This window comes from Micromonospora terminaliae, from assembly GCF_009671205.1.
Taxonomy (GTDB): Bacteria; Actinomycetota; Actinomycetes; order Mycobacteriales; family Micromonosporaceae; genus Micromonospora; species Micromonospora terminaliae.
The window spans coordinates 5450148-5475758 of the sequence record NZ_CP045309.1; the positions used below are offsets into that span (position 1 = coordinate 5450148).

Consider the following 25611-nt stretch of genomic DNA (forward strand, 5'->3'; position numbering starts at 1 on the left):
GACCTACCCTCGGTTACATGTCAGCGACCTCGTCTGCCGGCGTCCCGTTTCCCGCTCCCCTGAGCCGGAGCGCGGGCCGCGCCCAGGTGCCCGGCTCCGGCCGGGGCACCACCGGGCGTGCCCGCGCGACCGACGCGCGCTGGTACCCGTCGCCCGACGACGAGCCGCGCCCGGGCGGTCCCGGTGGTCCGGGCGGACCGACCGGACCGGACGGGCCGGACGGGCCGGGCGGCGGCTCCGGGGGCTCGGGCCGGCGCGGCCCGCGACCGCGCTGGGGGCGCATCGGCCTGGTGGCCGGCATCGCGGTACTGGTGCTGGCGCTGCTCGGCGGCGCGGGCGCGTGGCTCTACGCCCGCAACCTCAACGGGGACCTGGCCCGGACCGACCCCTTCTCCCAGATCACCGGGGGCCGGCCGGCCAAGCAGGTCGACGGCGCGTTGAACATCCTGCTGGTCGGCAGCGACTCGCGGGACCCGGACGCCGAGGTCGACGCCGCGGGCAAGTGGCGGGCGGACACGCTGATCGTCATGCACATCCCGGCCGACCACAAGCAGGCCTACCTGGTCTCCATCCCGCGCGACCTCTACGTGCCGATTCCGGAGAACGCGGGCGCGTCCTGCGACTCGGGCTCCCGTAACAAGATCAATGCGGCGTTCGCGTTCGGCGGCCTGCCGCTCGCCGTGAAGACGGTGGAGTGCTTCAGCGACGTCCGGATCGACCACGTCATGGCCATCGACTTCGCCGGCTTCAAGGAGGTCACCGACGCCCTCGGCGGGGTGGACCTCAAGGTGGAGCGGACGATCACCTCGATCCACAAGCCGTACCGGACGTTCACCAAGGGTGTGAACCACATGAACGGCGCCGAGGCCCTGGACTGGGTGCGGCAGCGCAAGCAGTTCCCCGACGGCGACTTCGCCCGGATGCGTCACCAGCAGGAGTTCCTCAAGGCGCTGATGGACAAGGCGGCCAGCACGGGCACCCTGACCAACCCCAGGAAGCTCAACGACTTCCTCAAGGCGGTCACCGCCGCCGTCACGGTCGACCAGGGATTCTCGTTGACCGACATGGCACTGCAGTTCCGGAGCCTGCGTGGGGAGAACCTGACCTTCGTCACCAGCCCGAACCTCGGCGGCCAGACCATCGACGGCCAGTCGGTGGTGGTCTCCGACCGGGAGAAGGCGCTCGCCATGTACAAGGCCATCGCGGCGGACACGATGGCCGACTGGGTGAAGGCCAACCAGCAGACCGACAGCGACGGGAGCGGCGGCTGAGGCCGGCCCCGCGCCGCAACACGTCCGGTCGACGAGTCAAGACTCGTCCCACAGCAGGCCAACCGCCGACCGGATCTTTTCAATTATCCGTTCGGACACAACCCTGAGCCATTGGCCGAGATTGACGGGAATAGCCCTCGCACGAGGTCGCGAGAACGGGAACAGATACGTACAGTGGTCCCGCCCCCGATCACCGAGCTGGAGCACGCATGCCGGTCCAGACCAGCCGTCGCCCTCAGTCACTGGAGCCCGGATCACCCGGGCGGGTTCCCCCGATCGTCCCGACGCAACCCGGCCACGGCGGCCGCGGACCCGGCGGCGGCAAGAAGCGCACCAAGCGCAAGGACCCGCTCTGGGCCAAGCTCACGGTGATCTTCGGTGCCGTGCTCATGATGACCAGCGGCATCGCGATCGTCGGCAGCAAGGCGGTGATCGGCCAGGCGACCAGCAGCATCGACCAGGGCAACCTGCTCGGTGAAGCGGGCAAGACCGACGCCGAGGGCGGCAACAGCCTCGAAGGCCCGATCGACATGCTGCTGCTCGGTGTGGACGCCCGGGCGCGCTGGGCCGCCGACGACGTCCGGTCGGACACGATCATCATCCTGCACATCCCGGCCACCCACGACCAGGCCTACCTGATCTCCATTCCCCGGGACACCGAGGCGCAGATCCCGTCCTTCGAGAAGAGCGGCTACCGGGGCGGCACCGACAAGATCAACGCCGCGTTCTTCCACGGCGCGCAGAACGGTGGCGGCTGGGAGGGCGGCGCCCAGCTGATGGCCAAGACCATCAAGTCGATGACCGGGATCAGCTTCGACGGCGCCGCGATCATCAACTTCGGCGGCTTCAAGAACGTGATCGACGCCCTCGGCACGGTGCGGATCTGCGTGAGCCACGAGGTCAAGTCGCACCACATGATGATGGTCGACGGCAAGCCCATGTGGAACGCCGACGCCAAGAAGACCGGCAAGCCGATGACCCCCGTGGTGCACAAGAAGGGCTGCAAGGAGATGGAGGGCTGGGAGGCCCTCGACTTCGCCCGCCAGCGCTACGGCCTGCCGAACAGCGACTACGACCGCCAGCAGAACCAGCAGCAGCTGATCAAGGCGATGGCCAAGAAGGCCACCGACAAGGGCATGCTGACCAATCCGATCAAGCTGAACGCGCTGATCAAGGCGGCCGGCAAGGCCTTCATCCTGGACACCGGCGGCGTGCCGATCGCGAACTTCATCTTCACGCTCAAGGGCGTCAGCGGGAACGACCTGGTCACCCTCCGGACCAACGGCGGCACCTACAGCACCGCCGGCAACGGCCGGGAGAAGTTCAACGACACGACCATGCAGATGTTCCAGGCGGTCAAGAACGACAAGCTCGCGGACTTCGTGGTCTCGAACCCGACCGTCCTGTCGACCCGCAAATGACCTGGTGACCGGCCGGTAGCCGCCGCGAAAGCGGCACCGCCCGGAGGTTCCCCCCGTAGCCTGACGTGAGCGGGTCTCATGTCGCGGCTACGGGGGGAATGTCACGTCCAGGCCAGCACGGAACGCAGGCGGGCGGGGGCGACCCGCCCGCTGGTCCCGATTCCTGCTCGGCGCCGGTCTCGCCCTGCTCCTGCTCGCCGCCCTCGGCATGGCCGGGATGCACTGGCTCACCAACCGGTACGACCGCACGGTCACCAAGGAGCAACTGCTCGACGCGTCGGCCCGGCAGAAGCGCACCGACCTCTCCGGGCCGCTGAACTACCTGCTGATCGGCTCCGACCACCGCCCCGGGGCGAACCCCGAGGACCAGCGCTCGGACAGCATCCTCATCGTGCACGTGCCGGCCGGGCTGCGGGAGGCGTACCTGATCTCCGTGCCGAGGGACCTGCTGGTCGCCATCCCGGCGGCGCCCGGCTTCGGCGGCGGCCAGGACAAGGTCAACGCGGCGTACGAGCACGGCGGCGGTGGCGCTGCCGGGGCCCGGCTGCTCAGCGCCACCCTGACCCGGCTCACCGGGGTGCGCTTCGACGGCGCCGCGCTGATCGACTTCTCCGGTCTCAAGCAGGTCATCGACCTGCTCGGCGGCATCCGGATGTGCGTGGACACCCCGGTCCGGTCGATCCACACGAAGACCCAGTTCGACCCCGGCTGCCAGCAGATGGACGGCGCCCGGACGCTGGACTACGTGCGGCAGCGCTACGACCTGCCCGGCGGCGACTACGACCGGCAGCGGCACCAGCAGCAGATGCTGCGGGCGGTGCTCGACAAGGCCGGCCAGAACCACCTGCGCAGCGACCCGGTGCAGCTGGACCGGGTGCTCCGGGCCGTCGGTGGGGCGCTGACCCTGGACAGCAACGGCGTACCCCTGGAGGACCTGCTCTTCGCGCTCCGCGGGCTGCCCGCGGACGCCCTGCACGGGGTCCAGGTGCCCTCCGCCCCGCAGACCATCGACCAGGTCTCCTACGTGGTGCTGGACAACGGCGGCGGCGGGCTCTTCGACGCGCTGCGGGGCACCCGCATGCCGGAGTGGGCCGCGGCCCATCCCCGCTGGGTCAACCGCCTCTGACCGGCAGCGGCCGTCTAGGCTTGGTAGCCGTGTTCGGACCCCAGGTTCCCAGCGTGCCCGCGTCGGCCGTGCCCGACGACGTCTACCTGCTCGACGTCCGGGAGGACGACGAGTGGGCCGCCGGCCACGCGCCGGCCGCCCACCACCTGCCGATGACCGAGCTGCCCGCCCGGATCGCCGACGTGCCGGACGACCGCGAGGTGGCCGTGATCTGCCGCTCGGGCGGGCGGTCCGCGCAGGTGGTCGCCTACCTCATGCGCAACGGCTGGGACCAGGTGCGCAACGTCGAGGGCGGGATGGGCGAGTGGGCCGCCGCCGGCCGCCCGGTGGTCACCGACGACGGGCAGCCGGGCCGGGTCGCCTGAGGCGCGGCGCGGCCATGACCATCCCCCTGGTCTTCGCGCACCGCGGCGCGTCGTACGACCTGCCGGAGCACACGCTCGCCGCCTACCTGCGCGCCCTCGACGAGGGTGCGGACGGGCTGGAGTGCGACGTCCGGCTCACCCGGGACGGGCACCTGGTCTGCGTGCACGACCGCCGCCTGGACCGGACCAGCAACGGTCACGGGCTGGTCAGCGCGCGTACCCTCGCCGAGCTGGAGGCGCTCGACTTCGGCTCGTGGCACCCCGGCGGAGTCGCGGGGGACGAACCGCTCGACGAGTCGCACACCCGGCTGCTCACGCTCGAGCGGCTGCTCGACGCGGTGCTGGCCGCCGGCCGGCCGGTCCGGCTGCTCATCGAGACCAAGCACCCGTCCCGCTACGGCCGGGACGTCGAGCGCCGGCTGGTCACCATGCTGCGCCGGTACGGCCTGGCCGAGCCCGGGCCGGACGACCCGGTGCGGGTCACCGTGATGTCGTTCTCCCCGCTGGCCGTACGCCGGATCCGGGACCTCGCGCCGGCGCTGCCCACGGTGCTGCTGCTGGAGGTGCTCCCGCGCTGGCTGCGGCTGGGCCGGCTGCCGTTCGGCACCCGGATCGCCGGGCCGGGGATCGGCCTGGTCCGGGCCCGCCCGCAGCTCGTCCCCGCGCTGCGGGCCGCCGGCAACCAGGTCTACGTCTGGACGGTGAACGAGCCGGCGGACCTGGAGCTGGTGCTGGCCGCCGGCATCGACGGGGTGATCACCGACCGCCCGGCCCGGACGTTGGCCCGGTTGGGCCGGTGAGGGCGGCCGGTCCGACCGGTGTGCGGTCGCCCGGCCGGGGGTGTCCCCGCACCGGGCGGCGGGGCACACTCGGGACATGCCGGAGCGAACCGACTTCCCCGCCCTCATCGCCGGCCACACCAGCGTGATCAAGATGATCAACTCGGGTGAGTCCGGCCTGGCCGTGCTCACCCGGCTGCTCAGCGAGGTGGGGCCCGCCATCGGCGCGGCCGGCCTGGCGTTCGTGGAGTTCGCCCCCACGGGCGGCCGGGTGATCGCGGCGACCGGCAGCGCCGAGTTCGCCACCGGTCACCCGCTGCCGGCCACCGACCCGGCCACCGTCTGCCTGCTCTCCGGCCCGCCGATGAACGAGGTCCCCGTCGACTCGATCCCCGGCACGGCGGCCGACGAGCTGACCGCGCGCGGGCTGCGCTGGATGATCCTGGCCCGCGCCGAGATCGGCGGCCTGACCGTGGGCAGCCTGCACGCCTTCTACCCGGAGGCCGAGCCGCTGGACGCCTCCCAGCGCGCCGTGGTCGGTTACGTGGCGGCCTGCATCGCCCACATGTACGGCGACCAGACCGGCCTGCCGGTGCACGGCGACGGCCCCGTGGTGGCGGCGCTCGCCGACGGCCTGGCCGTGGTGGACCGCGAGCACCACGTGCGGCTCTGGAACCCGGCGGCCGCGCAGGTGACCGGGCGACCGGTCGGCGAGGCGCTGAACCGGCCGCTGCCGTTCCCGCTCCCACCGTCCGGGCAGGTCCTCGACCACCGGCTGGCGGACGGCCGCTGGCTGCGGATCACCTCGGGCGAGCTGCCCGGGCCGGGCACCCTGCGGGTGGTCACCTTCCGCGACATCACCGACCAGCAGCGGCGCGACAACGACCGGGACCTCTTCGTCGCGGTGACCAGCCACGAGCTGCGCACGCCGGTCACGGTGATCAAGGGGTACGCGGACACCCTCACCGACCACTGGGAGTCGCTCAGCGACGACGACCGGCGGCAGGCCGCCCGGATCATCGGGCAGCGCGCGAACGAGCTGGCCCGGCTGGTCGACCGGCTCCTCACGGCCGCCACCGAGAACCGTCCCGGCGGCGAACCGGCCGCACCGTTCGACCTGGCCGACGCGCTCCGGGCGGCGGTGCCCGACCTGCCGGCGGACGTCCGGCACCGGGTGGTCCTCGACCTGCCGCCCGACCTCCCCAAGGCGCTCGGCGACCGGCACAGCCTGGCCACCGTGCTCACCGAGCTGAGCACCAACGCCGGCAAGTACTCGCTGCCGGACACCCCCATCGAGGTTCGCGCCGAGGCGAACGAGCGCACGGTCTCCTTCCGGGTCGCCGACCGGGGCATCGGCATCCGGCCCGAGCACGTGGAGCGGGCGTTCGACCGGTTCTGGCAGGGGGAGTCCGGCGACCGCCGCCGCTACCCGGGGGCCGGGTTGGGGCTCTATCTCGTCCGGCAGATCGTTGAACAGCAGAATGGCTGGGTATCCCTCCGGCCGAGAGCCGGTGGGGGTACCGTCGCTGAGGTGCGGCTGCCACGGGGGTGAACCCGGCCCGCACGGGGTGGAAGGAACGGCGGTGGGGACGGGTTCGGCCGAACGATCGTGGTGCGTGGTGGTGCCCCACCACGCCACCGGCGCGCGCCTGGCCCGGCACCGGCTCGCCGACGAGCTGGCCGGCCTCGTGCCCCCGACCCTGCTGGCCGACCTAGTGGCGGTCCTCGCCGAGCTGGTCGGCAACGCCGTGCGGCACGCCGACCCGCTGCCCGGGGGCGTCGTCCGGGTGGCCTGGCGGCTGCGGGCGGCGGCCGGCGGGCAGACCGTCCAGCTCCGGGTGACCGACGGCGGTTCCGCCTCCGGCCCGCTGATGCGGGTCGCCACCCCGGACGCCGTCGACGGGCGCGGCCTGCACATCGTCTCCGGGCTGGCCAGCCGCTGGGGGGTCGAGCGGGACGGCCTCGGCCAGAGCGTCTGGGCCGAGTTCGATCCGGCCGGGTCGACCCGGCCGGACCTGGTGGTGGCCGGTTGAGCCGGGTCCGGCCCACGGCCACCCCGTCCGGCATCTAGGCTGTCTCGCCGTGAGCAAGCGTCGAAAGAGCCAGCGGGCCGCCGAAGCCACCCCGAAGCGGGAGAAGGTGCGCGACATCTTCGTGCCCCGACCGTTCGAGGGCCTGGCCGACGAACCGGAGTGGATCGCCCTGCGCGAGCTGGTCCCGGCCGCGTCCGCGCCGCTGCGGCTGACCCCCGAACTGGCCGAGGAGCACGGCGACCGCCCGGTCACCCTGGCCACCGTGCTGCCCATGGCCGCCCCGGCGATGACCAAGCCGGACGGGCGGGTGTTCATCGGCCTCCAGCGGCACCAGCAGTCCGGCGACGTCTCGCGGGATCTCGCCGACGCGCTGCTCTGCGCGCTGCGCACCGAGCCGGGCGGGCAGGTGAGCGTGCCGCCGCTGCCCGGGCCGGGCCCCCGCCTCCAGGACATCCTGGTGGACGGCCCGCTGGAGATCACCATGCACGACGGCTTCGAGTTCTGGCTCGACCCGGGCGCCGCCGACGACCCGGGCGTGCAGGCGTCGCTGGAGCGGGCCAACGCGGCGATCTACCCGACCGTCAAGCTGGCCGCGGCGCGGGCCGCGTACTGGTGCCAGGTGCCGGAGAAGGCGCACGTGCGCTGGGTGCTGCCGGAGGACGAGGACGTGGCGCTGGACGCGCTGTCCCGGCTGGGCGCGGCCGGCACGCTGACCCTGGGCGACGACACCCGGTTCGCCGGCATGTTCCGGGCGCACGGCCGCCTCGTGCCGGTCTGGGACCTGCCGGAGGACGTCCCGTCCGCCGACTGGGAGGAGCCGGTGACCGAGTTCGCCAAGCGGTACGCCGAGGCGCTGGAGGAGGAAGGCCCGCTGGACGCCGCCGGGCGCCGGGCCCGTCAGGGCCTGCTCGGGCGCCAGCTCACCCTGCGCTGAGGCTCAGCGGCTCGCGGACCAGCGGGCAGGACATGCAGCGCGGCCCGCCCCGGCCGGAGCCCAGCTCGGACCCGGCGATGGCGATCACCTCGATGCCGGCCCGCTCGAGCTGCGCGTTGGTCTCGACGTTCCGCTCGTAGCCCACACAGAGCCGGGGGGCGAGCGCGAGCGTGTTGTTGCCGTCGTCCCACTGCTCGCGTTCGGCGGTGACCGGATCCAGGCCGGTGTCGATCACTCGGAGCTGGTCGAGGTCCATGGCGTCGGCGGCGGCCCGCAGGAACGGCGCCGGCCCGTCGACCCGCGGATCCTCGCCGTCCGCGCCGGCGATGACCGTGTACGCGGAGAGTTCGCTGGCGATGTTCGGATACATGAGCACGGCGTCGGCGTCGACCATCGTGCAGACGGTGTCGAGGTGCATGGTGGCCCGCTCCTGGGCGATCGGCACCACCAGGATCGTGTGCGCCAGACCGGCGGCGAAGACCTGCCGGGACAGCCGTTCGGCACCGGCCGGCGTGGTGCGCTCGCCCACGCCCACGGCGAGCACCCCCGGCGCGAGCAGCAGCACGTCGCCGCCCTCCAGGTGCTCCAGCTCGGGGTGGTAGACGAACTCGGTGCCGACGAAGCGCGGGTGGTAGCGGTAGATCGCGTCGGTCAGCGTGGTCTCGCGCCGGCGGGCCGGCATGGCCAGGCTGGTCACGCCGACCCGGTCCCCGATCCACAGCGACGAGTCGCGGGTGAAGAGCAGGTTGGGCAGCGGGTCGATGACGAAGTCGTGCCGGTCCATCAGCGTCCAGACCAGACCGCCGGGGCGGTCCGGCCCGACTCGCAGCTCCTCGTGGGCCAGCCCGGCGACGAACACGTCGGCCAGCGCGGCCGGGTCGAGGTACGTCAGGTGGTCGGCGACCCGGCGGCGCAGGGTGTCGCCGAGCCGGGGCGAGCGGAGCACGAGGTCGGTCAGCTCGGCCCGCGCGTCCGGCACGGCGAGGGTCTCGGCCAGCAGGGTGGCCAGGTAGAGCACCTCGACGCCGCGGGACCGCAGGGCGCTCGCGAAGGCGTCATGCTCCTCCTGCGCACGGCCCACCCATGGGATAGCGTCGAACAGCAGGGAGTCGTTGTTGCGTGGGGTGAGGCGGGCGAGTTCCGGCCCCGGGCGGTGCAGCAGCACCGTGCCGAGCCGACCGACCTCGCTGTCCACATAGTGGGTCACCTACGCAGCCTAGGGCAGGCCTCCGCACCATCCGGGAAAAGAAGTGTGAATGAATATGGCATTCATCCGCACTCATTCCGGCGCTCCAACTTGCCGAGCACCGGGGTGCGCAACGTAGGGTAGTGGAGACATAACTTCGAGAGACCTTTTGCCGGAGGTCGCGATGACTGTCTTTCCCGCTCGCCGAGCCGTACCGAGCCGGGCACTGCCGCCCGTCTCGGTGCCGCACCCCCGGGTCGAGTCCACCTCGGTGCTCGAGCCGGCCCGACCGACTCCGCTGGAGTGGGCCCGCCGCCGGCGGGCCGAGCGGGGGGCCCGCCGGTTGGAGGCGGCCGGGGCACGGGCCCTCGGTCAGCTCGACCACCTCGGCCCCGCCTGGCACGTCATCGAGTGGCCCCGCACCGACGCGGCGGACTTCCTGCTCGACCGCACCCAGGACGAGCGGGCCGGGTTCCTCGCCATCGGGCCGAGCGGGCTCTTCGCGGTCACCGTTGCCGACCACGGCCGGGCCCGGGTGCTCGTCGCGGGTGACGTCGTGCAAATCAACGGCAAGCGTCCGCCCTACGTGGCCGAGGCGCGCCGCGACGCCAAGCGGGCCGGCAAGGCCCTCTCCGATGCCGTCGGCCTGCCGATCCCGGTGACCCCGGTGCTGACCTTCGTCGGCTCCGGGGTCATCAGCGTCTACGGCCTTCCCAAGGACTGCCTCATGGCCACCCACCGGGAGCTGGATCGCCTGCTCGTGGCCGGTGGCAACCGGATCAGTCCGGCCACCGCCGAGAAGCTGTCCCGGGTCGCCCAGGCCCCGTCGACGTGGCTCAACGGCACGTACCGTCCAACGGCCGACTACCGGTGGTACGACGAGGGCCGAACGGCCGCTGACAAGCGGCCCGCCCGCCGGTAACGTCTGCGACGACGCCACGCGGTCCGCGGATCCGCCCCCGGTGGTTCCGTCGGCCCGCGCCGTCGCCGGCCGCCCGGCACCGGGCACCCGTCGCACCGACACCTGGCCCCTGGTTCCCGCCGAGCCCGGATCCGCGAACGGCCGGCCACCGGAGAGGCAGCGCGGTCGGGCGGTCGTCGCGACGACCGGCTAGCGTGGACAGACCGTCGGTGTACATAGGAGGCGCGGTGGCCCACGTCGAACTCTCGCTCTCGGAAGTGTTCGTGCCCGACGCGGCGACACCGACCGAGCAGGAGTCCGACAACGTCGGGCAGTGGTCCGGCATGGTCTCCCGGGCCGCGGAGCCGTGCCTGCTGATCGACGCCGACACCACCGTGGTGGCGATCTCCTCGTCCGGCTGCGACCTGCTCTGCCTGGGCGCCCCGGAGGACGTGATCGGCCGCCCGCTGCTGGAGGGCGGCCTGCGCCTGGTCGACTTCACCGCCAGCCCCAGCGAGCTGACCGAGCAGGAGACCGACAAGATCCCACCGCTGCTCGCCCTGCACTCCGGCCGGCTGGCCCGAGGGCTGCTCCGGGTCCAGGGGCCCGGCTCCGACGCCGGCACGACGGTCGACGCCATTTCCACACCGGTGCTCACCGACGGCGAGGTGGCCGGCTCGCTCACCTTCTTCTCGGCGGTCTGACCTGCGGCGACGTGTGGCGATCGCCGCACCGGGCGGTGCTGGGGCACAGCCGCACGGAGCCGTAGGGTGCCCTCATGCTCGATGTCGCTCTGTTGCCGGGCGCGTACGCGGTGTGCCGCCTGCCCGCCGGCGCCGTGCTGCCGCCGGACGTCTGGGGCGCGCTGGGCGGCCGCGACGTGGTGACGGTGAGCTGGACGGCCGACGGCGTCTCGGTGATCTGCCCCGCCGACCGGGCGCCCGACGGGGCGGACGTGGAGACCGAGTGGCGCTGCCTCCGGCTGGTCGGCCCGCTGGACGCGGCGGTCACCGGCACCCTGGCCGCCCTCGTCGACCCGCTCGCCCGGGCCCGGGTCAACGTCGTGGCCTTCTCCACGTACGACACCGACCACCTGCTGGTGCCCGCCGTGCGGCTGGCCGAGGCGACGGGCGCGCTGGAGCGGGCGGGGCACCGCGTCCACACGTGACCTTCACTCGCTCGGGCGATCCTCCTACGATGGGCTCGGCCCACCGGCCATGACGACGCCCATCGATGCCGAGGATCGCATCGTGCCCTGCACCCCGCCCCGCCCGGCCCGCCGGCACCTCCCCGTGGCGCTGGCCGCCCTGCTCGCCCTCGCCGGCTGCGGCGCTCCGCCCGAACTGAACGCCCCGACCGCGTCGGTCACCACCGCCCCGACCGCCTCCGCCACACCCACCCCCAGCGCGACGCCCGCCGCACCGGTCACCCCGACCGCTCCGGCCCGCACCGCGCCGACGCCGGACCCGACCGCCACCCCCTGCCGGTCCGGCCCGTCCGGCGACCGGGTGGTGGCCCTCCTGCGCGGCCGGGCCGGGGTGCTGCCCCGCGACGTCCGGGTCACCGTGCGGACCGGGCCGCTCTGCGCCGAGGGCTGGCAGTACACGGTGCTGGCCGTGAGCGGCCACGAGGAGCTCCAGGTGGTCACCCGGGGCCGGCCCACCGCGCTGGAACTCGTCACCGCCGGCACCGACGTCTGCGGCGTGGAGGTACGCGCCGCCGGCCCGTCCGGCATCCGGACCCTGGCCTGCGACGGCACCCCGGGTGCGTAGTCTGGTCGACATGCCGGGAACACCGCCGACCCGCTTCGTCTACCTCGGTCCCGAGGGCACCTTCGCCGAGCAGGCGCTGCGCACCGTCCCCGCGGCCGAGCGGGGTGACCGGACGCCGGCCCGCAGCGTGGGCGAGGCGCTGGACGCCGTACGGGCGGGCGAGGCGGACGCGGCGCTGGTGCCGCTGGAGAACTCGATCGGCGGCGCGGTGGGGGTGACCCTGGACGAGCTGGCCGAGGGCGAACCCCTGGTGATCACCCGCGAGGTGATCCTGCCCGTCGAGTTCGTGCTCGCCGCCCGGTCCGGGGTGGCGCTGGCCGACGTGCACAGCGTGGCGGCACACCCGCAGGCCTCCACCCAGTGTCGGGGCTGGCTCCGCGACCACCTGCCCGACGCCACGGTGGTGGACGTGCTCTCCAACGGCGCCGCCGCGGCGGGCGCGGCGAGCGGCGAGTACGACGCCGCCATCTGCGCCCCGATCGGCGCCACCCGGCACCGGCTGCCCGTGCTCGCCGACAAGATCGCCGATCACCCGGACGCGGTGACCCGGTTCGCGCTGGTCTCCCGCCCCGGCCCGCCCCCGCCACCGACCGGCGACGACGTGACCTCGCTGGCCGTCTACATCGCACACGACCGGGTCGGCGCGCTGCTGTCGGTGCTCACGGAGCTGGCCACCCGCGGGGTGAACCTTACCCGGATCGAGTCCCGCCCCACCGGCGAGGCGCTGGGCCGGTACGTCTTCTTCCTGGACTGCACGGGGCACGTCGCCGACGTACGCCTCGGCGAGGCGTTGCAGGGGCTGCGCCGGGTGTGCGCGGACGTGCGCTTCCTCGGGTCGTACCCCCGGCACCGGTGGAGCCCGGCGGCGGGCGACCGGCCGGTTCCCGCTCCGGCCGGCCTGTCCGACGCCGACTACGCGGACGCGGCGGCCTGGCTGGCCCGGCTGCGGGCCGGCGAGCTGAACTGACGGCGGCGGGGCGCCCGGACCGGGCGCCCCGCGCACCGGCCGGTCACTGGAGCAGGCCGCCGAGCAGGCCACCCTGCTGCTGCTGGGCACCGCTGCCCTGCACCGGAGGCTCCTCCGAGGGCTGCACCACGACGAAGCCCTGGCCCGCGAAGCTCATGGTGAACGCCTCGCCGGTGCTGCGGCCGAGCAGCGTGCCCAGCCCGAGCTGCTCGGCCCGGTGGTAGCCGGTCTGGAGGTTGGCCGACCAGCAGACCGCGGCCTGCGGGTCGACGTAGGTGGGCTGGTCGACGTTGAGCACGACCGGGGTGCCCTTGGTGGTGATGGCGATCCGGCCGTGGCCGGTGAAGACGCAGTTGAACAGGCCGGACGAGGATGCCATGCCGGCGCCGCCGACCATCTTGATGTCGTACTGGAGCGTGGAGTCGAAGGCCAGCACGCTGGAGCCGTTGATCGACAGGGCGTCGCCGGGCTCCAGGTCGATGATGTGCACGTCCTTGGCCAGCTCGGCGAGGAACACGTCGCCGCGCCCGGTGAGCTTCATCAGCGGCACGCCCTCACCGGTGAGCCGCTGCTTGATGAACTTGCCGATGCCGCCGGAGCCGAGGGCCTGAAACTGCACCTGCCCCTGGTAGGCGACCATGGACCCCACCCGGGCCATCGCCTCGCCGTTCAGCTCGATCTTCAGCATCTTGGAGTTCTGCAGCCGCATGCCCGGCTGCTGGGACTCCTTCTCAAGGTTCTCCGCGGAGAACAGCGCGCTGCGCATGGGTTTCCTCCTGCATCGGGATGTGCCTGCACCGGAGGTTAGGGGACCGGCGCAACAGCGCGGATCAGCCGAGCGGGGCGCGCCGTGGACCCGGTCAGCCCCAGCCGAGGGCGTGCAGGCGCTCGTCGTCGATGCCGAAGTGGTGGGCGATCTCGTGCACCACCGTCACCGCCACCTCGTCCACGACGTCGTCCTCGGTGTCACAGATGCCCAGGATGGGGTTGCGGTAGATGAGGATGCGGTCCGGCAGCACGCCGGCGTAGTCCCAGCCCCGCTCGGTGAGCGCGTGCCCCTCGTAGAGGCCGAGCAGGTCCTCGCCCGGCGGCGGGTCGTCCTCGACCAGGATGACCACGTTGCTCATCAGCCCGAGCAGCTCCTCGGGCACCTCGTCGAGCGCCTCGCCGACGAGCTCCTCGAACCGCTCCCGGCTCATCTGCACAGCCACGCCGCCGGGTCACCCCTTCACGATCGGCACGCGGCACGGCAAGGGCGCCCGGTGGGGGCACCCTTGCCGTGTCGGACGTGGTCAGGCCAGGCGGGCGTTGAGCGTGATCTGCGCGCCGGGGGAGAGCAGCCGCGAGATGGGGCAGTTCTCCTTGGCCGCCTCGGCCAGCTTGGTGAACTCGGCCTCGTCCAGGCCCGGGACCTGGCCGACGGTCTCCAGGTCGATCCGGGTCACGGTCATGCCCGCGTCGGTCTTGTCGAAGTGCACCTTGGCGGTGGTCTCCACCGAGCTGTCGGTGGCACCCGCGTCGGCGAGCTGCTTGGAGAGGGCCATCGAGAAGCAGGCCGAGTGCGCGGCGCCGATCAGCTCCTCGGGGTTGGTGCCCTCGCCCTCCTCGAAGCGGGACTTGAAGGAGTAGTTGCCGGTGAGGCCGCCCTTGCCGGTGCGGACGGTGCCGGACCCCTCGGTGAGGTTGCCCTGCCAACGAGCGGAAGCGGTACGGATAGGCATGGCACCGACGCTAACCGAAAGCGGCGGCGCGCGCACCGGCCTGCGCGCTTGCGACCCCTGTCCCGGGGTGCCGGCTGTGCCATGATTCGACGCAGGCCCGCGTACGGGAAGGTGACCGATGTCCCAGGATCTCCCCATCCCCAGACAGGACAACCGGTCCGACGGCACGACCGTGGTGGAGTGGGGCGAGGCCGAACCGGCTTCGTCCGGCCGGGTCGGACGCTCGCTCGCCGGCCTGGGCCGGGACCGTCGGCTCCCACCGGTGCTCGCCGGCCTGGGCGCGGTGGCCGCGGTCGCCTCGCTCATCGGGGAGTGGCTGGTGATGACCGTGCCGAACGACGGCCCGGACGGGAACACCTCCGTCCGGCTGCCGAGCGGGGTGGCGGAGGTCGGCGGCTTCGGTGTGGCGTACCTCGTGGGACTGCTCGGCCTGGCGGTCGCCGTGGCGCTCGCGCTGCGCGGTGCGCCACCGGTCCGGCAGCACGCGCGCCTCGCCGGTCTCGGCCTCGCGGCGGCCCTGCTCGCCCTGCTGGCCGCGGCCGCCTACTCGCTGGACGAGCTGGGCCGGCGTGCCTTCTTCCTCCCGACCGAGCAGCGGTTCCAGGTGGAGCACGGCCGCGGCCTGGTCACCGCGTTCCTCGCCGTCGTGCTGCTGGCGGCCGCGCTGCACCTGTCCGGCCGGGCCGGCGCCGAGCCCGCCGGCCGGGCGGACGAGCCCGCGGCGGAGCCGGAGGCCGGTGCCTCCGACGGCTGGTCCGGCCGGGGCCGGCGCCGGGCGGCCGAGGACGAGCTGCCGCCGGCCCCCGCCGACCTGAGTGTGCAGCCCACCACACCCTTCGCCCGGCCCGAACCGCCCCGCTGACCTCCCGTTCGTCCGCCCCGGACCGACCGTCCGCCGCCCTGCACGGCCGGCCGCGAGGGGACACCGGACGGCCGCCGCGGGTTGGTGTCCGATTCGCCGAAAAGCCATGGTTGCGACCCGTTCCGCGAGATACGGTTGCTGCCCGCCGTCCGGTGGCCGCGGCACCGAGGACCTGGACGGCCGACGCGACGGCGGCGGGCGAAGGAGGAACCATGATCCGCCCGGGACTGCCCAAGCTGATCGCCACCGACCTCGACGGCACGCTCGTCCGCAGCGACGAGACCGTCTCCGCCTACACCCACGAGGTGCTCGACCGGGTGCGGGCCGCGGGGATCCCGGTGGTCGGCGCGACCGGCCGCGGGCCCCGCCTCACCGAGCTGACCCGCAACGACATCCGCGCCGCCGACTTCCTCGTGATGGCCGGCGGGGGCCGGGTGGTCGACCAGAGCGACCCGGCGGGGCCTCTGGTGCTGCGCGACGAGCGCCTGTCCGGCACCGTGCTGGCCCGGATCCTGGCCGATCTGGAGTCGGCCGTCGGCCCGCTCACCGTGATGGTGGAGGCGTCCGACGAGCCGGACGCGCCGCTCTGGGGCGACTACCACCCGAGCTGGCCCTATCCGGACCGGTTCGAGGCGCGCAGCCGCGCGGAGTGCCTGTCCGGCGACGTGCTCAAGGCGTTCGCGCGGACCGCCGACCACCACGTGGACGAACTGTTGTCGGTGGCCCGCCGGATCGTCCCGGCCGGGCTGGCCACGCTCACCCAGGCCGGCCTCGGCTTCGTCGAGATCTGCCCGGCCGGGGTGGACAAGTCGACCGGGCTCAGCGTGGTCGCCGAGCGGCTCGGCGTCGACCCCGCCGAGGTGCTGGTCTTCGGCGACCAGCCGAACGACCTGCCGATGTTCGAGTGGGCCGGCTGGGGTCGCGTGGCGGTGGCCAACGCGCACCCGGAGGTGCGGGCCGCCGCGGACGAGATCACGCTGCGCAACGACGACGACGGCGTCGCGGTCTACCTGGACCGACTACTCTCCCGGTGATGGGAGAGGCACCTCGGCTCGTCGCGACCGACATCGACGGCACGCTGCTCCGGGACGACCGGACGCTCAGCCCGCGCACCGCCGCGGTGCTGGCCCGGATCTCCGCGGCGGGCACGCCGGTCGTGCTGGTCACCGGCCGTCCCATCCGCTGGCTCCAGCTCGTGTACGACCAGCTCGCCGAGCCGCTGCCGGCCATCTGCGCGAACGGCGCGGTGGTGTACGACCCGGTCACCGACGAGGTGCTCCGCGCCGACCCGCTCGCCCCCGAACTGCTGGCCGAGGTGGCCCGCCGGCTCCGGGCGGAGGTGCCCGGGGTGAGCTTCGCCGTGGAGATCGTGGACAGCCGGCAGATGCGGCACGAGGCGCACTACCCGCTGCGCTGGGACGCCGACGCCGACGCGATCCGGGCCATCGAGTCGCCGGAGGAGCTGCTCGCCGTCCCGGCGGTGAAGCTGCTGGCCCGGGCCGGGGAGCAGGATCCGGACGTGTTCGTCCGGGTGGTGGCCGGTGCCCTCCAGGGGCTGGCCGAGGCGACCCACTCGTCCTACAGCGGCCTGGTGGAGATCTCCGCCGCCGGTGTGACCAAGGCGGCCGGCCTGGCCTGGTACGCGACGCGACTCGGCATCGACGAGCGGGACGTGCTGGCCTTCGGCGACATGCCGAACGACGTGCCGATGCTGACCTGGGCCGGCCGGGCGGTGGCCGTCGCCAACGCACACCCGGCCGTCCTGGCGATCGCCGACGAGGTGACCGGGGCGAACACCGAGGACGGGGTGGCCGCGTATCTGGAGCAGGTCTTCGGGGTGGCCTGAGCGGCCGGGGCGCCCTCGCGCCCCGGCCGGTCAGAGGTACTGGCCGGGCGCGTGGCCCTCGTTGCCCTGCGGCATGCCGGGCATACCGGGCACCATCCCGCCCGGGCCGCTGGGCAGCGCCTGCCGCCCGGAGCGCATCTGCTCCAGCTGGACGCGGGCGGCCATCTGCTGGGCCACCAGCGCGGCCTGGATGCCGTGGAACAGCCCCTCCAGCCAGCCGACCAGCTGGGCGTGGGCGATCCGCAGCTCACCCTCGCTGGGCGCCTGGTCCTCGGTGAAGGGCAGCGAGATCCGCTCCAGCTCCTCGCGCAGCTCGGGGGCGAGGCCCTCCTTCAGCTCGACGATCGAGCGCTCGTGGATCTCGCGCATCCGGTGCCGGCTGGCGTCGTCCAGGGGCGCCGCCTTGACCTCCTCCAGCAGCTGCTTGATCATGCTGCCGATCCGCATCACCTTGGCGGGCTGCTCGACCAGGCGGGTCGGATCCTCACCCTGGCCCTCGTCGGTCTGCACCGTGCCGACCGGCCGGCCGTCCGGCCCGACCACCACCACGGTGCCGGGGATGCCATCGTTGCCCTGTTCGTCGTCCTGTCCGGCGAAGCGCGCTTCGGTCATGGGACCCATCTTTACCCACCCCCACCGCCCGCACGCGCCCGGACCCGCTGCCGGGCCGCGTACCACCCGGGCGGGGCGCGCTACCGTCGCCGTCATGCCCGCAGACCCGCGCGCCGTGCTGACCCGGCCGGCCCCACCGCCGGACGCCACCGTCGCCTACGGCGACCACCCGGACCAGTGTGCCGACCTGCGCCGGCCGGCCGGCGACGGGCCGCCCCGGCGGCTGGTGGTCGTGGTGCACGGCGGTTTCTGGCGGGCCGAGTACGACCGCACCCACACCGGTCCGATGGCCGCCGCGCTGGCCGCGCTCGGCTACCCGGTCGCCCAGGTCGAGTACCGGCGCACCGGCCAGCCGGGCGGGGGCTGGCCGCACACCCTCACCGACGTGCTGACCGGGGTGGCGGCGCTGCCCGGGCTGGCCGCGGCCGCGCTGCCCGGACTGGTGGCGCCCGCCCCACCGATCGTGGTGGGTCACTCGGCGGGTGGGCACCTGGCGCTGTACGTCGCCGCGCACGCCCCGGTCACGGTCGGCGGCGTGCTGGCGCTGGCGCCGGTCGCGGACCTCGCCGAGGCGTACCGGCTGGACCTGGACGGCGGCGCGGTGGCGGCGCTGCTCGGCGGCGGCCCGGCCGACGTCCCGGACCGGTACGCGGCCACGGATCCATCGGCATTGGTGCCGATCCGACCACGCACGGTAGTCATGCACGGAGTTCTCGACCGGCAGGTGCCGATCACCCTCAGCCGGTCATGGGTGGCGGCGGCCCGTGCCGCCGGCAGTCCCACCACGCTGATTGAGCTGCCCGAATGTGAGCATTTCGGGCTCATCGCGCCGGACTCGGCCGCCTGGCCGCAGGTGGTGGCCGCGTTGCGGTCGCTGCACGATGATCTTCCGGGCATTGACGCAGCGTCGCCAAGCAGGTAGAACGCCGAGGGGGCGTTGCACCCTGGCCGCTCCATCGGGAAGGAATTCGGTGTCACAGATGAACCGCAGGCGGGCACTACAACTGCTGGCCGCACTGGGTACCACCGGACTGGCGGCAGCCTGTGGCTCCGGGACCGACACCGCGGACGAGGCCGAGCCCGGCAGCCCGATCAAGATCGGGCTGATCGTCCCGGGCAGCGGCCCGAACAAGGTCATCGGGGACGAGATCACCAACGGGTTCCAGACCTTCCTCACCCTCAACGAGGGCCAGCTCGGCGGCCACCCGGTGACGGTGGTGCCGGCCGAGGAGGGCGACACCGCCAAGACCGGCCAGGCCGCCGTGGACCGGCTCATCAATGAGGGCGTGCTGGCGCTCACGGGTGTGGTCAGCTCCACCGTGATGCTGGGCATCCGGGACGCCGTCGAGCAGGCACGGATCCCGCTGATCGGCTCCAACGCCTCCCCCATCAGCCTGCAGAGCGTGGTCTACATCTGGCGCACCTCGTACGTGCTGAACGAGCCGGGCGAGGCGCTCGGGGAGTACCTGCGGCAGACGCTGGACGAGTCCAGCCGGATCGCGATCTTCGGTACCAAGGGCCAGAGCAGCCAGGACGTCATCGACGGCCTCCGGCGCGGCTACGAACAGGGCGGCCGCCGGCTGACCGAGGACCCGATCTTCACGGAGGACTTCGCCAACCCCGGCAAGGGGGTCTACACGGGCTCGATCCGCAAGGCCCTGGATCGGCGGCCCGGGCCCGACGCGGTCTTCTGCCACTACACCGGCGCGCAGGCCGTGCAGTTCATCAAGCAGCTCTACGCCGCGGGTTACCGGGGCCCGGTCTACGCGCCGGGCTTCCTCACCGAGGGCACCGTGCTCAGCCAGCTCGACGACGGCGAGAAGGGTGAGGAGCGGGCGCTCATCCAGAACAACCCCATCCGTACCGCGCTGAACTACTCGGCCGACCTGAACAACACCGCCAACCGGGTGTTCGCCTCCGCGTACCGCAAGACGTACAACGTCTCCCCCACCACCTTCGCGATGGCCTCCTACGACGCCGCGCAGGTGCTCGACAAGGCGATCCGGCTGGTCGGGGGGAACCCGACCCCGCAGCAGGTCAACCTGGCGCTCGGCAAGATCGGGCAGGTCGACAGCCCGCGCGGCGCCTGGCAGTTCAACCAGTCGCGCACCCCGCAGCAGAAGTGGTACCTGCGCAAGGTCCAGCTCGACGGCCGCATGCTCGCCAACGTCGTGATCAACGAGCTGGCCACGCTCGGCTGACCCGCCTCCGGCACGCGAGACGGGCGGCCTCCCCCAGGGGAGACCGCCCGTTCTCGTTGCGTCAGTGGCGCAGCTCGGCGATGCAGCACTTCACGCTGCCACCGCCCTTCTTCAGCTCGGCCAGCTCGACCGGGACCGGGTGGTAGCCGACCGCCTTGAGCTTGCCGGCCAGCCGGGTCGCCTCGCTGTTCAGCACGACGTTGAGCCCGTCGCTGACCAGGTTGAGGCCGAAGGCCAGGGCGTCCTCGTCGTCCGCGATCACCGCGTCCGGGAAGAGCTGGGTGAGCACCCGCTGGCTGGCCGCCGAGAAGGCGCCCGGGTAGTAGACGACGTTCTCGTCGTCGATCGAGGCCAGCGCCACGTCCAGGTGGTAGAAGCGCGGGTCGACCAGGCGCAGCGAGACCACCGGCCGGCCGAGCGCCTCCTGCGCCTCGGCGTGCGCGGCCGTCTCGGTGCGGAAGCCGTGGCCGGCGAGGATCAGCCCGCCGTGCGCCTCCGGCAGGTAGGCGAAGTCGCCCTCGCCCTCGTTGGTCTCGCTCGGCGCGATGAACCGCCAGCCGTTCGCCTCGTAGAACGCCCGGTGCGCGGCGGCCTCGGCGTGCCGCTGCTCGTGCTTGAACTGGGCGCCGTAGACCGTGCCGTCCACCACGAACGCGCCGTTCGCGGCGAAGACCATGTCCGGCAGCCCGCGCTCGGGGGTGAGCAGGTGCACCTCATGGCCGAGACCGACCAGGGTCTCGCGCAGGCGGTCCCACTGCTTGACCGCCAGCTCGGCGTCGACCGGGGCGGTCACGTCCATCCACGGGTTGATGGCGTACTCGACCGCGAAGTGCTCGGGCGAGCACATGAGATATGTCCGCTTTCGCGGGACTCGCTGCTGGTTCACGGTCACCAAGAGTAGGTACGGTACAACTTTGGTAACAGCCACAACCATTGCTTCCCAGAGGCGGAACGTTGCAGATAGACGCAGTTGACCAGCGAATCATTGCGTTACTCGTGGCGGATGCCCGCGCCTCGTACGCGGACATCGGCACGCGGGTGTCACTCTCCGCCCCCGCGGTCAAGCGCCGGGTCGACCGGCTCCGCTCGGCCGGGGTCATCCGGGGCTTCACCGCGGTCGTCGACCCGGCCGCCGTCGGGTGGACCACGGAGGCGTTCGTCGAGCTGTTCTGTGCCGGCCGGACCACGCCCGCGCAGATCGGCGCCGCCGCCCGGCGGCATCCCGAGGTGGTCGGCGCGTACACGGTCTCGGGCGAGGCCGACGCGCTGGTGCACCTGCGGGCGGCCGACATCGCGCACCTGGAGGAGGCGCTGGAACGGCTGCGGGCCGAGTCCTTCGTCACCTCGTCCCGCAGCACCATCGTCCTCTCCCGGCTGGTCGAGTCCCCCGGCGTCGGGCCCTCCTCGGCTTGACCTGAACCGCACTTCAGGTCGTCAACTGGACCGGACGGTGCGGTGACGACAACGGGGAGGCGACGTGCGGGCAGTGTGGCTACGGGAGTTCGGCGGGCCGGAGGTGCTGGTCCCCGGGCCGGCGCCGGATCCCGTGCCCGGTCCGGGACAGGTGCTCGTCGAGGTGGCGCACGCGAACATCACCTTCGTCGAGACGATGTTCCGGGCGACCGGGTTCGGCCCGTTCGCCGCGACACTGCCGGTGATCCCGGGGAACGGCGTCGGCGGGACGATCACCGAGGTGGGCCCCGACGTCGACCCGGCGCTGATCGGCCGGCGGGTGGTCAGCACCACGGGCGGCACCGGCGGGTACGCCGAGCGCGTGGCGGTGGACCAGAGCGCGCCGCTCCCCGTACCGGACGGGTTGGCGCTGGACGCGGCCGTGGCGCTCCTGGCCGACGGACGGACCGCACTGATGCTGGCCCGCGCGGCCGGGCTGCGGCCCGGACAGCGGGTGCTGGTCGAGGCGGCGGCCGGCGGGGTGGGCGGCCTGCTCACCCAGCTCGCCACGGCGGCCGGAGCCCGGGTGGTCGCGGCGGCCGGCGGACCCCGCAAGGTCGCCCTGCTCCGCGAGCGCGGGCTCGACGCGGTGGTCGACTACCGGGAGCCGGACTGGACCGACCGGGTCCGGGCGGCCGTCGACGGGGTGGACGTGGTGTTCGACGGGGTGGGGGGCGCCGTGGCCCGGGCGGCCTTCGACCTGCTCGACCGGGGCGGGCGGATGGTCAGCTTCGGGCTGGCCGGCGGCGCCTGGGCGGACCTGCCCGAAGCGGAGGCCGCCGCCCGGGGGGTGACCCTGATCCGCCCCGGCGGGACGCCCGACGAGCTGCGTGCCCTCACCGAACAGGCCCTCGCCGAGGGTGCGGCCGGCCGGCTCCGGCCGTTCATCGGGCAGCGTTTCCCGCTGGACCGGGCGGCCGACGCCCACGCCGTCATCGAGGCCCGGGCCACGATCGGCAAGACCCTCCTCGACGTTCGCTGAGGCCGCCGGGCCGGGCCCCGGCCCGGCCTCCTCGGCGTTTCTCCGCCGCCGGCGTCAGAGGTACATGCCGGTGCGGTGCTCCTGCGACCGCGCCGGCTTGTCCCCCTCACCGAAGAAGCGCTTGCCGCCGAACTCCCCGTGCAGCCGGTCGTCCAGCTCGTCGGCCAGCCCGGTCATCACCTGCACGGCGAGCATCAGGTGGGTGGCCTGGAAGTTGCGGCCGAACACGGGGATCGAGGCCCACACCGTGTCGTCGGCGCAGTAGAGCCGGCCGATCGGCATCCGGTTGGTCAGCTCGGACAGCTTCACGTAGAGACGCTCGGTCGGCTCGACCTCGGTGAGCACCGGCGAGAAGACGTCGACCAGCGGCGGGTTGTCGCGGACCCGGACGAAGACCATGGCCGACCCGGCGCGGATGTTGATGTCGCCGTCCGAGTCGACCTGCACCTGGTCGGCCTTGGACTTCAGCATCGTGGAGACGACCGTGCGCACCCGCTCCTCCAGGGCCAGCACGTCGTTCTCGGTGTTCTGGGCGGTCGCGGCGGCCGCCAGGGCCTCGTCGAGGTCGGCCTCCACGTCGCGGTCCGGGCCGAACTCGCTGCGCGCCGTGCCGAGCGGCTCCTCCGGCAGCGGTTCCCCCTCGGCGTCGTGCACCAGGTAGACCAGGAAGGCGGGGTGCGGGGCGCCGTAGACGTCGCGCAGGGTCCGGGACAGCACGGCCGCCAACCGCGTGGCCTCGTCGGCCAGGCAGTCCAGGCCGAACTGCTCACCGGAGCCGGGCACCACGCCGGGCGGCGACCAGCCGAGCGCGATCATGTCGGCGACCGCGGCCCGGTCCAGCCGGTAGCCCTGCGGCAGCGTCGCGTTGCCCACCGCCCGCGCCGAGAGGTGGCCCTCCTCGCCGGCGTCCACGCTCACCGAGTAGACGGCGTCCCCGGTGCCGGACGCGGTCGGGTCGAGGGTGACCTCCAGGTGCGCGCCGGCGGGCAGCCCGCGCAGCCGGTCGGCCAGCGCGCGGGCGAACTCCCGCCAGGCCTCGGTGACCTTGGCCCGCAGGTCGGCCGTGGTCGGCTCGTCCAGCAGGATCGACTCGTGCTGCTCCGGCGTCGCGCCGGCGGGCTCACCAACCGGCGCCGAGGGGTGGTCTGCCGTCATGATCGCCTCCGTCCGTCCTCGCCACCCTACCCACGGACGACGGGGGTCCAATCACCCCCGACCGGCTTCGGACACCAGGCCGGAGGGGCTACTCGGTCGGGGCGGTCCCGTCCAGCTCCACCGGCCACGTGCCCGCCAGCGTGGCGAGCCGGCCGGCCGCCGCGGCCGGCTCCGCGCCGCGCCCCACGGCCAGCCCCAGCAGGTACGCGGTCACCGGCGCCCCCGGCCGCAGCACCTGGTGCGCCACGTCCTTCGCCAGGTCGAGCACGGTCGGCACGGGCACCTCGGCCGGGTCCAGTCCCAGCTCGGCACACGCCGCCGTGACCCAGTCGTCCATCACCGTCATCGCGTCCACTCCTCGGCCCGGCGTACGTCCTCGTCAGTGTCGCAGTCGAACCAGGGCGGCGGCCCGGACCCCGACCAGGAGACCTCCCGGACGGTCGTGCCGGCCAGCAGCCCGCGCACCGGCGCCCCGTCGACCGTGCCGCCGCGCTCGGCGGCGAGCCGGTCGAGGGCGGCCCGGAGCGCACTCGCCCGCCAGACCGCGCAGAGCTGCTGCCGGCGGCCCTCGCCGTCGACGTAGCAGGCCACCCCGGCCGTCGAGCCGTCGAGGGCGCCCCGCAGCTCGGCGACCGCCGCCGGGGTGAGCAGCGGCAGGTCGGCCGCGAGCAGGGCGACGGTCGTGGTCCCGGGGTCGAGCAGGTCCAGGCCCGCCGCCGCCCCGGCCACCGGGCCACCGCCGGGCGGCTCCTCGCGGGTCACCCGCACTCCCTCGGGCACCGGGCCCGCCGGGCCGACCACGACCCGCTCGCTCGCGTCGGCCACCGCGGCCAGCACCCGGTGCAGCATCGGCCGGCCGCCGACCGGCCGGGCCGGCTTGTCGACCCCGCCCATCCGCCGGGCCGCGCCGCCCGAGAGCACCACCGCCGCGTACGCCGTCACCGGGCCACGGTAACCGCGGCGGCGTCGCGGTGCCGGTGTGCCGGGCGCGGGCAGGGGGGCGTCGCCGTGCGGATGTGCCAGGGCGCGGTGCGGCGTGGCCGTGTGGCTGTCCCGTGGCTCTGCGGCGGCGTCGCCGTGCGGATGTGCCGGGGCGCGGGGCAGGATGGCGGCATGGGACGGGCGACTGACCGGCGTGGCGTGCTCCGGATCGACCTCGACGCGGCGGCCGACGGGCGGGAGCGGATCCGCCGACAGGACACCCTGGCGGTGGAGGAGCCGCTGGAGATCCGGGTCGGCCCGGCGGGACCCGGGCGCCGTAGGCCGCTCGCCGTGACCATGCGCACCCCGGGCGACGACCTGGACCTGGCGATCGGCTTCCTGCTCACGGAGGGGCTGATCCGGTCGACCGACGACGTGCGCACGGCGCAACTCTGCGCCGGGGCGGAGACCCCCAACACCTACAACGTGGTCGACGTGGTCCTGGCCCCCGGCGTGCCGGAGCCCGTCACCGACCCGGCGCGGAACTTCTACACCACGAGCTCGTGCGGGGTCTGCGGCAAGGCGAGCATCGACTCCGTCCGGACCCGCTCGCAGTTCGTCGTGCGCGAGGACCCGCTGGCGGTGACCGCCGAACTGCTCGCCGGGCTGCCCGACCGGCTGCGCGCGGCCCAGCGCGCCTTCGACCGCACCGGGGGCCTGCACGCGGCCGGGCTCTTCACCGCCGACGGCGAGCTCGTGGTGCTGCGCGAGGACGTCGGCCGGCACAACGCGGTGGACAAGGTGGTCGGCTGGGCCGTCCGGGAGCGGCGGCTACCGCTGGCCGGGCACGTGCTGCTGGTCTCCGGGCGGGCCAGCTTCGAGCTGACCCAGAAGGCGTGGATGGCCGGGGTGCCACTGCTCGCCGCGGTCTCGGCGCCCAGCACGCTCGCCGCCGACCTGGCCGAGGAGGCGGGCATGACCTTGGTCGGCTTCCTGCGCGGCGGCACCATGAACGTCTACACCGGGGCGCACCGGGTGCCGTCCGAGGCGGTCGCCGCCGGGGCGCAGCGCGTTCCCGAGTGACCCGGCCGCCGGCCCGCTCCG

30 protein-coding genes are annotated in these 25611 nt (G+C 73.8%); 21 read left to right on the forward strand and 9 right to left on the reverse strand.

Annotated elements, in window-relative coordinates; all coding sequences use genetic code 11:
- The first annotated feature begins 17 nt into the window (after positions 1-17).
- The 8 genes from GCE86_RS25090 to GCE86_RS25125 all read left to right on the forward strand — a co-directional run bounded on the left by GCE86_RS25090 (position 18) and on the right by GCE86_RS25125 (position 7929).
- Complete coding sequence (locus GCE86_RS25090; protein ID WP_154229188.1) at positions 18-1271, forward strand: LCP family protein; 1254 nt, start codon at positions 18-20, stop codon at positions 1269-1271.
- Between the two features lie 209 nt (positions 1272-1480).
- The gene (locus GCE86_RS25095; protein WP_154229189.1) at positions 1481-2692 is read left to right on the forward strand and encodes an LCP family protein; all 1212 of its coding nucleotides are present in this window, start codon (positions 1481-1483) and stop codon (positions 2690-2692) included.
- Between the two features lie 208 nt (positions 2693-2900).
- Positions 2901-3818, forward strand: coding sequence for an LCP family protein (locus GCE86_RS25100; RefSeq protein WP_167537073.1), 918 nt, complete (start codon positions 2901-2903; stop codon positions 3816-3818).
- Between the two features lie 29 nt (positions 3819-3847).
- Positions 3848-4183 (forward strand): rhodanese-like domain-containing protein, encoded by a 336-nt coding sequence (locus GCE86_RS25105; protein WP_091265213.1) that lies wholly within the window; start codon positions 3848-3850, stop codon positions 4181-4183.
- A gap of 14 nt (positions 4184-4197) precedes the next feature.
- The gene (locus GCE86_RS25110; protein WP_154229190.1) at positions 4198-4983 is read left to right on the forward strand and encodes a glycerophosphodiester phosphodiesterase; all 786 of its coding nucleotides are present in this window, start codon (positions 4198-4200) and stop codon (positions 4981-4983) included.
- Between the two features lie 76 nt (positions 4984-5059).
- Positions 5060-6514 carry a sensor histidine kinase gene (locus GCE86_RS25115; RefSeq protein WP_154229191.1) on the forward strand — a complete coding sequence of 485 codons (1455 nt, stop codon included), beginning with the start codon at positions 5060-5062 and terminating at the stop codon, positions 6512-6514.
- Positions 6515-6578: 64 nt separating this feature from the next.
- Entirely contained in the window at positions 6579-6995 is a 417-nt protein-coding gene (locus tag GCE86_RS25120; RefSeq protein WP_244317073.1) for an ATP-binding protein, read from the forward strand.
- A 49-nt stretch (positions 6996-7044) separates the two neighbouring features.
- Positions 7045-7929 (forward strand): DUF5926 family protein, encoded by an 885-nt coding sequence (locus GCE86_RS25125; RefSeq protein WP_154229193.1) that lies wholly within the window; start codon positions 7045-7047, stop codon positions 7927-7929.
- Here the strand turns inward: GCE86_RS25125 and GCE86_RS25130 are convergent.
- Positions 7916-9136: an arginine deiminase gene (locus GCE86_RS25130; protein WP_154229194.1), complete on the reverse strand. Its 1221-nt coding sequence runs from the start codon at positions 9134-9136 to the stop codon at positions 7916-7918. The two genes, GCE86_RS25125 and GCE86_RS25130, sit on opposite strands and share 14 nt — an antisense overlap.
- A gap of 163 nt (positions 9137-9299) precedes the next feature.
- Here GCE86_RS25130 and GCE86_RS25135 point away from each other — a divergent pair, with 163 nt between their 5' ends.
- From GCE86_RS25135 to pheA, 5 genes are all read left to right on the forward strand, one after another.
- Entirely contained in the window at positions 9300-10037 is a 738-nt protein-coding gene (locus GCE86_RS25135; protein WP_154229195.1) for a hypothetical protein, read from the forward strand.
- A gap of 227 nt (positions 10038-10264) precedes the next feature.
- Positions 10265-10720: a hypothetical protein gene (locus tag GCE86_RS25140; RefSeq protein WP_154229196.1), complete on the forward strand. Its 456-nt coding sequence runs from the start codon at positions 10265-10267 to the stop codon at positions 10718-10720.
- A 74-nt stretch (positions 10721-10794) separates the two neighbouring features.
- Positions 10795-11184, forward strand: a complete 390-nt coding sequence (locus tag GCE86_RS25145) for an ACT domain-containing protein (protein ID WP_154229197.1) — start codon at positions 10795-10797, stop codon at positions 11182-11184.
- Positions 11185-11233: 49 nt separating this feature from the next.
- Positions 11234-11788, forward strand: a complete 555-nt coding sequence (locus tag GCE86_RS25150) for a hypothetical protein (RefSeq protein WP_154229198.1) — start codon at positions 11234-11236, stop codon at positions 11786-11788.
- A gap of 10 nt (positions 11789-11798) precedes the next feature.
- Entirely contained in the window at positions 11799-12755 is a 957-nt protein-coding gene (gene pheA / locus GCE86_RS25155; protein ID WP_154229199.1) for a prephenate dehydratase, read from the forward strand.
- A gap of 43 nt (positions 12756-12798) precedes the next feature.
- Here the strand turns inward: pheA and GCE86_RS25160 are convergent, their stop codons facing one another.
- The 3 genes from GCE86_RS25160 to GCE86_RS25170 form a co-directional block, all read right to left on the reverse strand.
- Positions 12799-13521 (reverse strand): AIM24 family protein, encoded by a 723-nt coding sequence (locus GCE86_RS25160; RefSeq protein ID WP_091265171.1) that lies wholly within the window; start codon positions 13519-13521, stop codon positions 12799-12801.
- A 94-nt stretch (positions 13522-13615) separates the two neighbouring features.
- Positions 13616-13960 (reverse strand): metallopeptidase family protein, encoded by a 345-nt coding sequence (locus GCE86_RS25165; RefSeq protein WP_208602825.1) that lies wholly within the window; start codon positions 13958-13960, stop codon positions 13616-13618.
- A gap of 87 nt (positions 13961-14047) precedes the next feature.
- The gene (locus tag GCE86_RS25170) at positions 14048-14476 is read right to left on the reverse strand and encodes an OsmC family protein (protein WP_154229200.1); all 429 of its coding nucleotides are present in this window, start codon (positions 14474-14476) and stop codon (positions 14048-14050) included.
- Positions 14477-14594: 118 nt separating this feature from the next.
- Between GCE86_RS25170 and GCE86_RS25175 the strand changes: the two genes are divergently transcribed.
- The 3 genes from GCE86_RS25175 (at position 14595) to GCE86_RS25185 (ending at position 17184) form a co-directional block, all read left to right on the forward strand.
- Entirely contained in the window at positions 14595-15338 is a 744-nt protein-coding gene (locus tag GCE86_RS25175) for a hypothetical protein (RefSeq protein ID WP_154229201.1), read from the forward strand.
- A 212-nt stretch (positions 15339-15550) separates the two neighbouring features.
- On the forward strand, positions 15551-16372 hold the full coding sequence (locus GCE86_RS25180) for an HAD family hydrolase (protein WP_154229202.1): 822 nt from the start codon (positions 15551-15553) through the stop codon (positions 16370-16372).
- On the forward strand, positions 16372-17184 hold the full coding sequence (locus GCE86_RS25185; RefSeq protein ID WP_154229203.1) for an HAD family hydrolase: 813 nt from the start codon (positions 16372-16374) through the stop codon (positions 17182-17184). Before GCE86_RS25180 ends, GCE86_RS25185 begins: the two co-directional genes overlap by 1 nt.
- A gap of 30 nt (positions 17185-17214) precedes the next feature.
- Here GCE86_RS25185 and GCE86_RS25190 read toward each other — a convergent pair whose 3' ends face one another.
- Complete coding sequence (locus GCE86_RS25190; protein ID WP_091265155.1) at positions 17215-17805, reverse strand: bacterial proteasome activator family protein; 591 nt, start codon at positions 17803-17805, stop codon at positions 17215-17217.
- Between the two features lie 85 nt (positions 17806-17890).
- Here GCE86_RS25190 and GCE86_RS25195 point away from each other — a divergent pair, with 85 nt between their 5' ends.
- Entirely contained in the window at positions 17891-18718 is an 828-nt protein-coding gene (locus GCE86_RS25195; protein ID WP_154229204.1) for an alpha/beta hydrolase family protein, read from the forward strand.
- A 49-nt stretch (positions 18719-18767) separates the two neighbouring features.
- Positions 18768-19997 (forward strand): ABC transporter substrate-binding protein, encoded by a 1230-nt coding sequence (locus GCE86_RS25200; protein ID WP_154229205.1) that lies wholly within the window; start codon positions 18768-18770, stop codon positions 19995-19997.
- 61 nt (positions 19998-20058) lie between these two features.
- Here the strand turns inward: GCE86_RS25200 and ddaH are convergent, their stop codons facing one another.
- The gene (gene ddaH, locus GCE86_RS25205) at positions 20059-20844 is read right to left on the reverse strand and encodes a dimethylargininase (protein ID WP_154230670.1); all 786 of its coding nucleotides are present in this window, start codon (positions 20842-20844) and stop codon (positions 20059-20061) included.
- Positions 20845-20951: 107 nt separating this feature from the next.
- Between ddaH and GCE86_RS25210 the strand changes: the two genes are divergently transcribed.
- Together GCE86_RS25210 and GCE86_RS25215 are read left to right on the forward strand one after the other, a co-directional pair.
- Positions 20952-21410, forward strand: coding sequence for an Lrp/AsnC family transcriptional regulator (locus GCE86_RS25210; protein WP_091265141.1), 459 nt, complete (start codon positions 20952-20954; stop codon positions 21408-21410).
- 64 nt (positions 21411-21474) lie between these two features.
- Positions 21475-22431, forward strand: a complete 957-nt coding sequence (locus GCE86_RS25215; protein WP_154229206.1) for a zinc-binding dehydrogenase — start codon at positions 21475-21477, stop codon at positions 22429-22431.
- 54 nt (positions 22432-22485) lie between these two features.
- Here the strand turns inward: GCE86_RS25215 and GCE86_RS25220 are convergent, their stop codons facing one another.
- From GCE86_RS25220 to mobA, 3 genes are all read right to left on the reverse strand, one after another.
- Complete coding sequence (locus GCE86_RS25220; protein ID WP_154229207.1) at positions 22486-23586, reverse strand: T3SS (YopN, CesT) and YbjN peptide-binding chaperone 1; 1101 nt, start codon at positions 23584-23586, stop codon at positions 22486-22488.
- An 88-nt stretch (positions 23587-23674) separates the two neighbouring features.
- The gene (locus GCE86_RS25225; RefSeq protein ID WP_154229208.1) at positions 23675-23932 is read right to left on the reverse strand and encodes a DUF6457 domain-containing protein; all 258 of its coding nucleotides are present in this window, start codon (positions 23930-23932) and stop codon (positions 23675-23677) included.
- Positions 23929-24528 carry a molybdenum cofactor guanylyltransferase gene (gene mobA / locus GCE86_RS25230; protein WP_154229209.1) on the reverse strand — a complete coding sequence of 200 codons (600 nt, stop codon included), beginning with the start codon at positions 24526-24528 and terminating at the stop codon, positions 23929-23931. The genes GCE86_RS25225 and mobA overlap by 4 nt, the downstream gene beginning before the upstream one ends.
- 171 nt (positions 24529-24699) lie before the next feature.
- Between mobA and fdhD the strand changes: the two genes are divergently transcribed.
- On the forward strand, positions 24700-25590 hold the full coding sequence (gene fdhD / locus GCE86_RS25235; protein ID WP_154229210.1) for a formate dehydrogenase accessory sulfurtransferase FdhD: 891 nt from the start codon (positions 24700-24702) through the stop codon (positions 25588-25590).
- Positions 25591-25611: the final 21 nt, after the last annotated feature.

Coding starts and splice junctions, on each gene's coding strand:
- GCE86_RS25145 (WP_154229197.1), top strand. CDS start 10,795: ATGCTCGATGTCGCTCTGTTGCCGGGCGCGTACGCGGTGTGCCGCCTG.
- GCE86_RS25110 (WP_154229190.1), top strand. CDS start 4,198: ATGACCATCCCCCTGGTCTTCGCGCACCGCGGCGCGTCGTACGACCTG.
- GCE86_RS25160 (WP_091265171.1), bottom strand. CDS start 13,521: ATGCGCAGCGCGCTGTTCTCCGCGGAGAACCTTGAGAAGGAGTCCCAG.
- GCE86_RS25115 (WP_154229191.1), top strand. CDS start 5,060: ATGCCGGAGCGAACCGACTTCCCCGCCCTCATCGCCGGCCACACCAGC.
- GCE86_RS25185 (WP_154229203.1), top strand. CDS start 16,372: ATGGGAGAGGCACCTCGGCTCGTCGCGACCGACATCGACGGCACGCTG.
- GCE86_RS25195 (WP_154229204.1), top strand. CDS start 17,891: ATGCCCGCAGACCCGCGCGCCGTGCTGACCCGGCCGGCCCCACCGCCG.
- GCE86_RS25190 (WP_091265155.1), bottom strand. CDS start 17,805: ATGGGTCCCATGACCGAAGCGCGCTTCGCCGGACAGGACGACGAACAG.
- GCE86_RS25100 (WP_167537073.1), top strand. CDS start 2,901: ATGGCCGGGATGCACTGGCTCACCAACCGGTACGACCGCACGGTCACC.
- GCE86_RS25095 (WP_154229189.1), top strand. CDS start 1,481: ATGCCGGTCCAGACCAGCCGTCGCCCTCAGTCACTGGAGCCCGGATCA.
- GCE86_RS25150 (WP_154229198.1), top strand. CDS start 11,234: ATGACGACGCCCATCGATGCCGAGGATCGCATCGTGCCCTGCACCCCG.
- ddaH (WP_154230670.1), bottom strand. CDS start 20,844: ATGTGCTCGCCCGAGCACTTCGCGGTCGAGTACGCCATCAACCCGTGG.
- GCE86_RS25220 (WP_154229207.1), bottom strand. CDS start 23,586: ATGACGGCAGACCACCCCTCGGCGCCGGTTGGTGAGCCCGCCGGCGCG.
- GCE86_RS25170 (WP_154229200.1), bottom strand. CDS start 14,476: ATGCCTATCCGTACCGCTTCCGCTCGTTGGCAGGGCAACCTCACCGAG.
- GCE86_RS25225 (WP_154229208.1), bottom strand. CDS start 23,932: ATGACGGTGATGGACGACTGGGTCACGGCGGCGTGTGCCGAGCTGGGA.
- GCE86_RS25135 (WP_154229195.1), top strand. CDS start 9,300: ATGACTGTCTTTCCCGCTCGCCGAGCCGTACCGAGCCGGGCACTGCCG.
- fdhD (WP_154229210.1), top strand. CDS start 24,700: ATGGGACGGGCGACTGACCGGCGTGGCGTGCTCCGGATCGACCTCGAC.
- GCE86_RS25090 (WP_154229188.1), top strand. CDS start 18: ATGTCAGCGACCTCGTCTGCCGGCGTCCCGTTTCCCGCTCCCCTGAGC.
- GCE86_RS25175 (WP_154229201.1), top strand. CDS start 14,595: ATGTCCCAGGATCTCCCCATCCCCAGACAGGACAACCGGTCCGACGGC.
- pheA (WP_154229199.1), top strand. CDS start 11,799: ATGCCGGGAACACCGCCGACCCGCTTCGTCTACCTCGGTCCCGAGGGC.
- GCE86_RS25180 (WP_154229202.1), top strand. CDS start 15,551: ATGATCCGCCCGGGACTGCCCAAGCTGATCGCCACCGACCTCGACGGC.